The 11,978-nt window shown below is 43.4% G+C and carries 11 protein-coding genes; 6 read left to right on the forward strand and 5 right to left on the reverse strand.

What is annotated here, in order from left to right; genetic code table 11:
• Positions 1–83: 83 nt before the first annotated feature.
• Entirely contained in the window at positions 84–404 is a 321-nt protein-coding gene (locus D7V92_RS10450; protein ID WP_005861068.1) for a T9SS type A sorting domain-containing protein, read from the reverse strand.
• Between the two features lie 86 nt (positions 405–490).
• Entirely contained in the window at positions 491–1,405 is a 915-nt protein-coding gene (locus D7V92_RS10455; RefSeq protein WP_121772833.1) for a ribonuclease Z, read from the reverse strand.
• Between the two features lie 324 nt (positions 1,406–1,729).
• Here D7V92_RS10455 and D7V92_RS10460 point away from each other — a divergent pair, with 324 nt between their 5' ends.
• The gene (locus tag D7V92_RS10460; RefSeq protein ID WP_121772834.1) at positions 1,730–3,325 is read left to right on the forward strand and encodes a M28 family peptidase; all 1,596 of its coding nucleotides are present in this window, start codon (positions 1,730–1,732) and stop codon (positions 3,323–3,325) included.
• A 123-nt stretch (positions 3,326–3,448) separates the two neighbouring features.
• On the opposite strand, the gene D7V92_RS10465 is transcribed toward D7V92_RS10460, so the two are convergent.
• From D7V92_RS10465 to D7V92_RS10475, 3 genes are read right to left on the reverse strand one after another with little or no spacing between them, the layout of a single operon-like run.
• On the reverse strand, positions 3,449–4,600 hold the full coding sequence (locus D7V92_RS10465; RefSeq protein WP_121772835.1) for a cytochrome d ubiquinol oxidase subunit II: 1,152 nt from the start codon (positions 4,598–4,600) through the stop codon (positions 3,449–3,451).
• A 40-nt stretch (positions 4,601–4,640) separates the two neighbouring features.
• Positions 4,641–6,197, reverse strand: coding sequence for a cytochrome ubiquinol oxidase subunit I (locus tag D7V92_RS10470; protein WP_121772836.1), 1,557 nt, complete (start codon positions 6,195–6,197; stop codon positions 4,641–4,643).
• Between the two features lie 13 nt (positions 6,198–6,210).
• Entirely contained in the window at positions 6,211–6,438 is a 228-nt protein-coding gene (locus tag D7V92_RS10475) for a DUF4492 domain-containing protein (RefSeq protein WP_005861078.1), read from the reverse strand.
• Positions 6,439–6,729: 291 nt separating this feature from the next.
• Between D7V92_RS10475 and D7V92_RS10480 the strand changes: the two genes are divergently transcribed.
• The 5 genes from D7V92_RS10480 (at position 6,730) to D7V92_RS10500 (ending at position 11,971) form a co-directional block, all read left to right on the forward strand.
• Positions 6,730–8,220, forward strand: coding sequence for a Gfo/Idh/MocA family oxidoreductase (locus D7V92_RS10480; protein WP_121772837.1), 1,491 nt, complete (start codon positions 6,730–6,732; stop codon positions 8,218–8,220).
• A gap of 23 nt (positions 8,221–8,243) precedes the next feature.
• Positions 8,244–9,098: a DUF1080 domain-containing protein gene (locus D7V92_RS10485; RefSeq protein ID WP_057328038.1), complete on the forward strand. Its 855-nt coding sequence runs from the start codon at positions 8,244–8,246 to the stop codon at positions 9,096–9,098.
• 117 nt (positions 9,099–9,215) lie between these two features.
• Positions 9,216–9,722, forward strand: coding sequence for a DoxX family membrane protein (locus D7V92_RS10490; RefSeq protein WP_121772838.1), 507 nt, complete (start codon positions 9,216–9,218; stop codon positions 9,720–9,722).
• Positions 9,723–9,727: 5 nt separating this feature from the next.
• Entirely contained in the window at positions 9,728–11,386 is a 1,659-nt protein-coding gene (locus tag D7V92_RS10495) for a Gfo/Idh/MocA family protein (protein WP_121772839.1), read from the forward strand.
• A gap of 177 nt (positions 11,387–11,563) precedes the next feature.
• On the forward strand, positions 11,564–11,971 hold the full coding sequence (locus tag D7V92_RS10500; RefSeq protein ID WP_008773927.1) for a DUF6249 domain-containing protein: 408 nt from the start codon (positions 11,564–11,566) through the stop codon (positions 11,969–11,971).
• Positions 11,972–11,978 lie beyond the last annotated feature (7 nt).

Genomic DNA, 11,978 nt, shown 5'->3' on the forward strand with positions numbered 1-11,978 from the left:
GCAGCTTAAAGAAAATGAACCGAGTGGTATAGTAATGAATAAAAAAGAAGGTGCATCGTGCATTACGACACACCTCCTTTTATTTACCGTATCGCCACCTTGCGTACCGTATCGCCAATGCGGATGATATAATATCCCTTTGCGATATCTACGACATATTCGGCGGTGGACTGCTTGACTTCGATTTCTTTCACCTTGATGCCTACGACACTGTAGATTTCCAAGATACTCCCGACAGGAGCGTTCTCTACCTTGATGCGATTCTCGTAGGCCGTGATTTCGATAGGAGAGGGATCTTCTTGCCTAGAAGCAAATGTCTTGACTCCCGATTTATTAGCTTGCGCATAAACCGGATAACTTGCGGAGAATGCAAGTGCCAAAGCGATGATATGTATAAGCTTCATTTACTTGTCCCTAAATTCGTACAAATGTAGAAAGTTTTCCGCATATTAGAAAGTAATTAGCTTTATTTCGTAAAACGGATGTATGATTATACGCTAAGCCTCATACCTTCCTCTCCTAAGATCGTGCCGGGAAATATCTTGTCTGCTTCTTTCTTTAACGGTGCCATATCCTCGTAACGAGCCGAGTAATGACCGATAACCAATCGCTTCACTTGGGCTTTATAAGCAATCTCGGCCGCTTGGCGGGCGGTAGAGTGGAAGGTCTCTTTCGCACGTGCGGCGTCACATTCAGCGAAAGTCGCCTCGTGGTATAATAAATCCACCCCTTCAATGATGGGGATTATAGATGGGTGAAAAGCTGTATCCGAGCAATAAGCATACCGTTTGGGAGCGACGGCAGGACGGGTTAAGCGGGCATTCGGGATTACCTCTCCTTCCGGGGTGACGAAATCAGCGCCCCTTTTGATCTCTTGCATCATACGGACGGGAACTTGATAGAAATCTGTCATCTCCCGGATGATATGCGCTTCTTTGGCTTTCTCGGCGAATAAATAGCCACAACAGGGTATACGGTGCTTTAACGGAATGGAATAAACGCTTAAGGAGCGATCTTCCATAACCAACGAATGAGTTGTCGGGTCGATTAAGTTAAAACGGATCTCATAAGGCAACTCTTTGCAAAAGATATCAAGTACCGGACGCATATAGCTCTCGATCTCTTTCGGCCCATGAATAACAAGTTCTCCATTACGTCCCAGCATACCTAATGTAGAGATCAATCCCGGTAGCCCGAAGCAATGATCTCCGTGTAGGTGGGAGATGAAGATGTGATTTAAACGGCTGAATTTTATACGCATACGACGCATTTGCACTTGCGTGCCTTCCCCGCAGTCGATCATGTATAGTTTATCTCGTAAATCTACTATTTGAGAGGTCGCCAGATGGCGTGTCGTGGGCAATGCGGAACCGCATCCCAATATGTTTATATCAAAATCAGCCATTTGTTGTCTATGGGAATAATTGAGTGCAAAGATAATACAAAAGCATTTCTGTTCTGTGAAAAATAACAAAAAAACAAAGTGTAATGTATGCAGGATGAGGTGGATTCCATATATTTGTTTGCTGTCCTTCGGGAAAGCGAATATACAGTCGGTAAATAGACTTAAGATATTTTTTTCTAAGCCTTAACTAACTTTTTCTTTTTGTTTAAAACGGTTAAATGTAGAAACGGCCAAGCGTGAGCTTCGCCGTTTCCTTTTTTTATTGTTATTTTGAAATCTAAATACCTATATCTAATAAATTATGTCATTTAACAATCTACGATTATGAACAAGAATTTTATCTCTGTTTTTCTTCTGATGCTCGCTATGGGCGTATCTGTTATGGCCCAGAGTTATGAGGAAGATTTGGCTTTTTTCAAGGAACGGGTAAAGACTTTAGGCTCGGATGAGTTCGGAGGGCGTAAGCCTTTGACCGAGTATGAGACGAAAACAATCCATTACATTGCTGATGAATTTAAGAAACTAGGTCTTCAGCCTGCTAATGGCGATAGTTATTTCCAGCCGGTGAAGGAAATATCTACTTTTACCCGTCCGGTAAAGGATAAGATCACGGTGAAATGCGCGAAAGGCTCTATGGATTTGAAGTTCTCGGATGATATTGTCGTTTGGACGAACCGGGGGACTGAAAAGGTAGTTATTCCTACTACGGATTATGTGTTCTGTGGGTTTGGTATTAATGCGCCGGAATATGGTTGGAACGATTATGCGAATGTAGACGTGAAGGGGAAAATCGTTATCGCTATGGTGAATGATCCCGGTTTTTATGACGCGTCTTTGTTTCGCGGAAAGAACATGAGCTATTATGGTCGTTGGACTTATAAGTTCGAGGAGGCGCAACGCCAAGGTGCCGCAGGTTTATTGGTCCTTCATAACGAGGCGGCCGCTTCGTATGGTTGGAAGGTCTGTCAGGCTTCTCACGTGCAGACAAATATCGCTCTTTGCTCGGAGACAATGAATGCGGAAGCTTTGGGCATGAAGGGATGGCTCTCGGAGGAGGCTTGCAAGAAAATGTTCGCCCTTAGCGGATTGAATTTTGATGAGACGATTGCCGCGGCGAAGAAACCGGGTTTCAAGAGTTTTACGATGAAGGCGAAAAGTAAGGTTATATTAAATGTAAAGATGACCGTAGGCGAGTCTCATAATGTGGCGGCTGTTTTACCGGGCACGGACTTGAAAGATGAATACTTGGTTTTTACCGCTCATTGGGATCATTTTGGGATCGGTACTCCGATAGATGGGGATAGTATCTATAATGGCGCTAGTGATAATGCTTCGGGTGTGGCTACCTTAATGCTATTAGCTAAGAAATATCAATCATTGCCTGTTCGTCCTCGTCGCTCTATCGTATTCGTGGCGGTGACTTCCGAGGAATGTGGCTTATTAGGTTCTCAGTACTATTGTGAGCATCCTTTGTTCCCGTTATCTAAAACAGCTATTAACTTGAATTTTGACGGCACGGCCCCGCGTGAGCGTACCCATGATGTTTCTCTCCGGGCAGCGGGCAAGACGGATACAGATGCCTTGGTGATCGCTATGGCCTCGGCACAAGGACGGACCGTGAAGGTTATCACCGAAGATCCTGCGGGTGGTTATTTCCGTTCCGATCATTTTAATTTCGTGAAAAAAGGCGTACCTACGATTTTAGTTGGTGGCGGTAAGGATTACGTGGATAAAGCACGCCATGAGGCTAAACCGAAAGTTTACCGGTATCACCAACCGAATGATGAGTATGATGAATCTTGGTGGGATTTTGATGGGGCTATGGAAGATATGAACTTAATGTTTAGTATCGGTTTAGTTATCGCCAACAATGATGAGATGCCTAAGTGGACAAAAGAGGCGGACTTCCAAAGGCAATAAATTAATGTGCCAATGTAGCAATATGCCAATATGCTAATGTGTCAATTAAGATACTATCACTTGCATTCTCACTGGCACATTGACATATTGGCACATTGGCATATTATTTAATTTGCACATTATTTAATAGGTATGACCTCCTTCTTGCATTTCCTTACTATTGATCTTATGTAGATCGAGCGCTCTCCAAGCATAGAAAATGTAGGCTAATACGAATGGGACGAGAATAGATACATAGCTCATTACTTTCAACGTGAATGGGCTTGAGCAACTATTCTGGATCGTCAATGAACTTTGTAGATCCGCTAAAGATGGGTAGTAAGCCGTATTATTCCATCCTGCGCAAAGTAATAAAGCTAATACGGTCAAGACAGTCCCTGATCCCGCGAACCAGATGCCTTTTCTCCAAGTCTTCGAGAATATCGTTTTCCCTATGCCGAATAACACGCCAACCACGCCAATCAATAATACGGCTAACACGATTGGCATCTCGATCAGGTTCATAAAATACTTATACGGTTGCATAAATACTTCTCCGGTATCCGGATTTACGGCAAAACCGTCCACCAACAATAAACGGATCAAGAATGTCAAGAAAAAGACGAGGAACAAGATTGTCTCCGGTATCAATTGTTTCCGGCTTTTAGCGACAATCTCCGGATCATCGATATTGTTGATAAAATAGAGTAGGGCCAGAGCTCGTGCCAAGAAGAAAACTGCCAGTCCTAGGCACAAATTCCAAAATACCAAAGCCGCCTCTAATCCATGCCAAGGATTGGCCCACGTGGAAATGACGGGCATGGCTATATCAGTCAACTGTTCTTTGTTAACAATAAATTCGGCGCCGTTAAAGAAGGTCGCTACAGCGGTTCCGAGTAAGATCGGACCTGCTATACCATTGATCATAAGAAATACTTGATACGTCTTTTTCCCGAGTAAGTTGCCTTTTTTCGCTTGATACTCGTAAGATACAGCTTGTATCACGAAGCAAAGTAAGATCAGCATCCATACCCAATAGGCTCCGCCGAAGCTTGTGGAATAAAATAAAGGGAAAGAGGCGAAGAACGCACCTCCGAAAGTGACCAACGTAGTGAAAGTAAACTCCCACTTACGCCCGGTCGAGTTCAATAACATTTTTTGCTGTATCTCCGTCTTGCCGATAGTGAAGAGTAGAGATTGGCCTCCTTGTACAAAAAGAAGGAATACTAATAGCGCTCCCAGTAGAGATACCAGAAACCACCAGTAATGTTGTAACAATATATATGTACTATCCATAGGACTTTCTAATTAAGAATTGATATTTGAAAATTGAAAATTAGTGGGCGGCAGCTTCCGGCCCTTTCTTGATGGCCTTAACCATGATTCCAATCTCTGCGATCAGCAGGATCGTAAATAAGATAAGGAACAGGTAGAAAGTGGTCTGTACCGAGGACGGGTTTAACTTGGATATCGAAGCGCTGGTCGGCAAGATATCCTGTATAGCCCAAGGTTGACGTCCTACCTCCGCTACGATCCAACCGGCTTGTCCCGCTATATATCCTAAAGGTATAGACCATAGGCCTACGTATTGCAACCAACGTGTATTAGCGATTTTCCCTTTTTTATCCCATATCAACGTAATAATGAATAGTAAGATGAAGAAACAACCAAGGATCACCATCACACGGAAAGAATAGAATGTCAATCCTACATGCGGGATTAACTCTGCCGGATCCTTAATATAACCATATCCGAAATAGGGGAAATTCTCTTCCAAAGTTACCCTGTATTGCTCGGCGGCTGCGGTATCTTTATCTTTGACCGCTTTACGATAATCAGCTAACGCTTTGATAGCGGCTTTACCTTTCTCAATTTTTTCTTTGGCGGAGAGCGCTACCGTTCCCTTATTGGTCGTATAGCCTCCCTCTATCAAGTTTACGATACCCGGAACGTATGCGTTCATGTCACGTTCTGCTAAGAAGGAGAGGAGTTTGGGGAACTTAATGTCAAAAATAAATGCGTTCTGGTTATCCAGATAACTCGTCTTTGCCGGATTTAAGATGCCGATACCTACGAGTCCTACTCCGTTGCCACCCTCATAAAGACCTTCCATGGCAGCTAGTTTCATCGGCTGCTTTTGAGCGACTTGGTAAGCGGAGCCATCACCCGTCCAGATAATAAGGATGGAGGCTACCAACCCGAATATAGCGCTGACCTTGATACTTGACAAAGCGAATGCGGTATTCCGTTTCTTTAATAAATACCAGCAGCTGATTCCTAGTACGAACAAGGCGCCTACGATCCAACCGGACAATACCGTATGGAAAAACTTATTAATGGCGACAGGCGATAAAGCTACGGCCCAGAAGTCGAACATCTCGTTACGGACCGTATCCGGATTGAAATGCATACCGACCGGATATTGCATCCATGCGTTAGCGATCAAGATCCAGAGAGCGGAAAGAGTAGCACCGATAATCGTCAGCCAAGTGGAGGCGAGATGGAAGCGTTTGCTAACTTTGTCCCAACCAAAAAACATAACAGCGATAAAGGTGGCTTCCATAAAGAAGGCGAGAATTCCCTCGATAGCCAAAGGTGCCCCGAAGATATCCCCGACAAACCAACTATAGTTAGACCAGTTGGTTCCGAACTCGAACTCGAGGATCAATCCCGTAGCGACACCGATAGCGAAATTGATACCGAATAATTTCATCCAAAATTGGGCGGTCTTTTTCCATGCCTCATTACCTGTCCGATAATAAATCGTCTCCATAATAGCTTGGATAACGCCAAGTCCTAGTGTTAATGGCACGAAGAGCCAATGATACATGGCCGTAAGGGCAAATTGGGCCCTCGACCAATCGATCAATGAAGTGTCAATGTTTTCAATCATATTTATTAATGTTTTAAGGATTTATTGCCCGTTGTATGAGTTCGTTCGATACGTGGTTCTCCTTCTCACTATCGCTATCGAATTGCCCGAGATAATTAGGAAAGAAGAATAATCTCAGGATAAAAAACATGATAAACAATTTGACTAGAATGATTAGCCAAAGAGTCTTGCCCAGCTTCATCTCCCGGAATCCTTCCAGATAAAAGCGATATATTCGTATGAATGCAGATTCTTTTTTCATATAGTTGTTCTCATTTAAGATAACAGTTGTTAATATGAATATGTTTTCATGTTTTTACAAATATATCCAAACCGCGTTAATAAAATACCCCCAATCCTATAGATAATATTTATGAAATTATAAATAAGATCTATCCTGTCTGTTAAAAAAAACTATTTTAAAGAAGAAAGCGGCCTTTTGATCTTGTCAATAATACAGTATTGGCTATATTTGCGACAATTTGTTGCCTGTAAAGGTGTAAAGACACATGAAATATCATTGTTAAGTGCTAATCTATAAAAAATTATTACTATGTCTAACATTTCTAGAAGATCTTTTCTTCAAAAAGGTACGGCTGCCGCAGCAGCTTTGACTATTGTTCCGAGTGCGGTCCTAGGTAAAACCCATGGTCATATCGCTCCAACTGATAAATTGAATATTGCTGGTGTAGGTATCGGAGGTATGGGTAACGCTAACTTAAAGAACATGGAGACTACCGAGAATATCGTAGCTCTTTGTGATATTGACTGGAAGTATGCGAAACCGGTATTCGACCGTCATCCTCAAGCTAAGAAATACTGGGATTATCGTAAGATGTATGATGAGATGGGTAAATCTATCGACGCTGTGTTGGTAGCTACCGCCGACCATACTCATGCCATGATCACGGCTGACGCTATGACGCTTGGCAAACACGTATACACTCAGAAACCGTTGACTCACTCTGTTTATGAGTCTCGTTTGCTTACGAACTTAGCTAAGAAATATGACGTTGCTACTCAGATGGGTAACCAAGGTTCTTCAGGCGAAGGCGTGAACTTGATCTGTGAGTGGATCGCTAACGGTGAGATTGGTGAGGTTACTAAAGTAGAGTGCGCAACGAACCGTCCTATCTGGCCGCAAGGCTTGAATGCTCCGGAAAAAGCGGATAAGATTCCTTCTACTTTGAACTGGGATTTGTTTACAGGTCCTGCTAAATTGAGACCGTTCAATAAGACATATCATCCTTGGAACTGGCGCGGATGGTGGGATTATGGTACAGGTGCGTTAGGTGATATGGCTTGCCACATCATGCATCCGGTATTCAAGGCTTTGCATTTAGGCTATCCGACAAAGGTTCAAGGTTCTTCTACATTGTTATTACAAGACTGTGCTCCTAATGCGCAGCATGTTAAATTGATCTTCCCGGCTCGCGACAATATGCCGAAGGTAGCTATGCCGGAAGTTGAGGTTCATTGGTATGATGGCGGTATGATGCCGGATCGTCCAGAAGGATTCCCTCAAGGTAAGGAATTGATGGGTCCTGGTGGTGGATTGTGTATCTTCCACGGAACGAAAGACACGTTGATCTGTGGTTGCTATGGCTTGGAGCCATGGTTGTTGTCTGGTCGTGTGCCTAATGTAGCTAAGACAGAACGTCGTGTGAAAGACGTGAAGAAGGGCGATGCTCACGAGCAAGACTGGATCCGTGCTTGTAAGGAAAGCGCAGGTAGCCGTGTTCAGACGAAGTCAAACTTCTTGGAGGCTGGTCCGTTCAATGAAATGGTTGTAATGGGTGTGTTGGCGGTTCGTTTGCAACGCTTGAATAAGGTGTTGGATTGGGATGGTCCTAACATGAGATTTACGAATATCGATCCGAATGAGACAATCAAGATTATTCAGAAAGATACCTTTGAGGTTATTGATGGTGATCCGAAATTCAAGACTGTATGGACAGATCCTATCAACGCTCAAGAATTTGCCGCAGGCTTGATCAAGCACAACTATCGTGACGGCTGGAAGCTGGTAGATATGCCGAGATAATGTATTTAACTCAATAAATAAAAATGAAAAAGTCAGTATTATTAGCAAGTGCCGCTATCATGATGTGTTATTTCACGTCTTGTAGTGGTGGAAAGAAAACAGAAGAAGCTCCTGCAGCTGCTGAGACTACAACAGAAGCCGCAGCTCCTGAGTACAAGCTCATGACAGATCTTCCTACTGTAGATATCACGACTTTCCCGAAAGATAAAGAGGGTAGATATGTGATCTTCGATGGTAAGACATTCAATGGCTGGAGAGGTTATGACCGTGCTGACGTTCCGGCTGCTTGGACAATCGAGGACGGAGCGATCAAAATCAATGGCTCTGGTGCTGGTGAGGCTGGTGCTTCCAACGGTGGGGACTTGATCTTCGCTCATAAGTTGGGTAACTTCGAGCTTGAGTTCGAATGGAAAGTAGGTAAAGGATCTAACTCTGGTGTATTCATCATGATTCAAGAGGTAGAGGGACAACCTTCTTACATCTCTGCTCCTGAGTACCAAGTATTGGATAACGAGAACCACCCCGACGCTAAGTTAGGTAAGGATGGCAACCGTAAATCTTCATCATTGTATGACATGATCCCGGCTAAACCGCAGAACGCTAAACCGTTCGGTGAGTGGAACAAGGGTAAGATCATGTGTTATAAGGGTACAGTTGTTCACTATTTGAATAGCGATGAACCTGTTGTTGAGTATCATTTGTGGACTCCGCAATGGAAAGAAATGTTGGATAACAGCAAATTTAGCAAAGACAAATGGCCGTTGGCTTATGAGTTGTTGTTGAATTGCGGTGGCGCTAACAAAGAAGGTTTCATCGGATTTCAAGACCACGGGGATGATGTTTGGTTCCGTAACATTACTGTTAAAGTTTTGGATTAATCGTATCAAGCACATTTTAGCATAAATAACGCCCGAGGCCTAAATCTATGATTTTAGCTTCGGGTGTTGTGTTTTTAATAATCGACTTTTTCTAAACCAATTTTTTAGGACCAAGAAATGAAAATAGAACAAGGTTACACGAAAGCGCAGATGACTTGGCTGATGATGCTGCGTCTTTTTATAGGTTGGCACTTTATGTATGAAGGCCTAGTAAAAATCATGAACCCAAAATGGACATCTCTACCCTATCTACTCGATTCAAAGGGTCCCGCTGCTTCATTTTTTATCAAATTGACTCAAGACGACAGTTTGATGACGACCATCAACTTCTTGAATGAGTGGGCTCTGTTATTGATCGGCCTAGGCTTGACTTTAGGCTGTTTGTATCGTTTATCTTCTGTTGGAGGTATGATTCTTCTCGCTATGTACACGTTATCCCACCCCTCTTTCGTGGGAGCAAGCTATATGATGCCGTTTGAAGGCTCTTATTTATGGATTGACAAGAACCTTGTGGAGTTCGCCGCTTTAGGCTTGATGTGCGTATTCCCTACATCACAAATCGTAGGATTCGATCGTGTGTTAGGACGTGTGTGTCCGATATTGCATAAACTTAAATTTATTTGATACCCATGGCAACAGAAGATGTAAAAAATACTCCTTCTCAGGAGCAAATGCCCGATAAAGGACGTCGGGACACATTGAAGACATTGGCTACAGTGCCTATCTTAGGTGCTTTGGCATATGGCGTTTACCAAAAGAGGAAAGACGCTTTAAGAGGCCGTAACATATCAGATGTATTTCAGGTAAGTAACAGACAGGCCTCCTATTTGGAGCCTCAAGGCGATGGTAAAAAGATCCGTATCGGTTTGGTCGGCTTCGGTATTCGTGGAAAGCAATTGATGCGTGCCGCAGGTTTCGCTGAGCCTTCTTGGATCGATAAGATGAAAGAGGCTAATAAGTTGAATAAGAAGGATACGCGTTATCAGCAATATATGGAGCAAGATGATCTGAATATTGAGATAACCGCGGTTTGTGATATATTTGATGTATATGGCGAGGCCGCTGTATTGACCGGTTCCAATATCCATCGTGAGGGTAGCGACGGTAAGTTCGGGCCTGCTCCGAAACGTTACCGGACTTATCAAGAGTTGGTAACGGCTCCGGATGTGGATGCCGTTATTATCGCTGGTCCGGACCACTGGCATAGCACGATCGCTATGGCTGCGGCACGTGCCGGAAAGCATGTATATTGCGAGAAACCGTTATCATGGACGGTTCCTGAGACGTATATGGTTCGCCAAGTGATCAAAGAGACCGGCGTTGTATTTCAGTTAGGTCACCAAGGGCGTCAGACCGACTGTTATCAGAAGGCCGAGGAGATTATCGGTAACGGATTATTAGGTCCTGTTAACTTGATCGAGGTTTGTACGAACCGTAACTCTCCAAATGGTGCTTGGGTATATGATATTATCGAAGGCTCTAATCCTAATACGATTGATTGGAAGCAGTTCGAAGGTGATCCTGAGCGTATTAAGGAATATATGGATTATATGACATCCAACAAGCTTGAAAGATATATCGGTCCGGACGAGCGTAGCAAGTTCAGTCTGGAACGTTTCTTCCGCTGGCGTTGCTGGTGGGATTATAGTACAGGCCTTTCCGGTGACTTGTTGACACATGAGTATGACGCTGTCAACCAGATCATGCATGTGGGTATACCTCATTCCGCTACTTCATCCGGCGGTGTTTATTTCTTCAAGGACGGACGTACGGTACCTGATGTATTGCAGACTACTTTCGAGTGGCCGGATCGTGACTTGACGATGTTGTATAGCGCTACATTGGCAAGTAGCCGTAACCGTGGCAAGGTGTTCATGGGGCATGATGCTTCTATGGAGGTTTCCAATATCTTGGCTATTACGGTTGACCAAGATTCCACTCGTTATGCGGATAAGATCAAGGAAGGTATTATTCCTACGGATACTCCGTTCTATACCTATGTACCGGGACAAAATAGCTCGGATTCCGTTACATCTCCTACGGAGTTGTATTTCGCTAAACGTGGTTTGCTGTATACGTATGTAAATGGTAAACGTTATGATACGACTCACTTGCATATCCGTGAGTGGCTGGAATGTATCCGTCAAGGCAAGACTCCTAGCTGTAATATCGACGCTGCTTTTCAAGAGGCTATGACCGCTCATATGGGTACTCGCGCTTATCTGGAAGGACGTACGATGTACTGGGATAAGGACAAAGAAGAGATCGTAAGAGGTGAACTTGCGTAAGTATCTAAAAAGACGATAAATAACTTTCCCAAGAAGCGAACTTCATAAATGGATGGAGTTCGCTTCTTTTATTTGTGCATGTATAAAATTTCTTCTCTTTTTTGTAACCGATTTGTGATTGCTCATGTCTTATTGATAAAAGCGAATAATTTATTAAACCTTTAAAGAATAAAAGATATGAACGAGTTGTGGATTCCTATTTTAGGTGTTATTTGTGCGGTAGGTATGCCGGTATTGTTAGGTATTATCGCTAGTTACATGACCATTAAAAGTAAGCATGAGGAAAAGATGGCGATGATCGAGAAAGGAATTGTGTTGGAAGAGGCTATGCGCCCCGAGAGAAGGCCTAATCGTTATAATACCCTGCGTAACGGTATTTTTATGATCGGTTTGTCATTGGGTGTGATTGTCGGTATGATGGTCGACTCTGCTTTCACTTACGATAGCGATTGGTTCTTTTTGTTAGTTCCGGCTATTACGATTATGTTCGGTGGAGTAGCTTTTATAATTTATTTCTTTCTTTCCCGTTCTTTAATGGAGAAGGAGAGATTGGAGGACGAGAAGAAAATGCGTCTGGAAGAATAAACGATAC

Origin of the sequence: Parabacteroides sp. CH2-D42-20, assembly GCF_003670185.1 — a bacterium.
GTDB lineage: Bacteria > Bacteroidota > Bacteroidia > Bacteroidales > Tannerellaceae > Parabacteroides > Parabacteroides distasonis.

Excerpts from the sequence above, each read along its gene's own strand:
- D7V92_RS10450 (WP_005861068.1), bottom strand. The coding sequence starts at position 404 with ATGAAGCTTATACATATCATCGCTTTGGCACTTGCATTCTCCGCAAGT.
- D7V92_RS10455 (WP_121772833.1), bottom strand. The coding sequence starts at position 1,405 with ATGGCTGATTTTGATATAAACATATTGGGATGCGGTTCCGCATTGCCC.
- D7V92_RS10460 (WP_121772834.1), top strand. The coding sequence starts at position 1,730 with ATGAACAAGAATTTTATCTCTGTTTTTCTTCTGATGCTCGCTATGGGC.
- D7V92_RS10465 (WP_121772835.1), bottom strand. The coding sequence starts at position 4,600 with ATGGATAGTACATATATATTGTTACAACATTACTGGTGGTTTCTGGTA.
- D7V92_RS10470 (WP_121772836.1), bottom strand. The coding sequence starts at position 6,197 with ATGATTGAAAACATTGACACTTCATTGATCGATTGGTCGAGGGCCCAA.
- D7V92_RS10475 (WP_005861078.1), bottom strand. The coding sequence starts at position 6,438 with ATGAAAAAAGAATCTGCATTCATACGAATATATCGCTTTTATCTGGAA.
- D7V92_RS10480 (WP_121772837.1), top strand. The coding sequence starts at position 6,730 with ATGTCTAACATTTCTAGAAGATCTTTTCTTCAAAAAGGTACGGCTGCC.
- D7V92_RS10485 (WP_057328038.1), top strand. The coding sequence starts at position 8,244 with ATGAAAAAGTCAGTATTATTAGCAAGTGCCGCTATCATGATGTGTTAT.
- D7V92_RS10490 (WP_121772838.1), top strand. The coding sequence starts at position 9,216 with ATGAAAATAGAACAAGGTTACACGAAAGCGCAGATGACTTGGCTGATG.
- D7V92_RS10495 (WP_121772839.1), top strand. The coding sequence starts at position 9,728 with ATGGCAACAGAAGATGTAAAAAATACTCCTTCTCAGGAGCAAATGCCC.
- D7V92_RS10500 (WP_008773927.1), top strand. The coding sequence starts at position 11,564 with ATGAACGAGTTGTGGATTCCTATTTTAGGTGTTATTTGTGCGGTAGGT.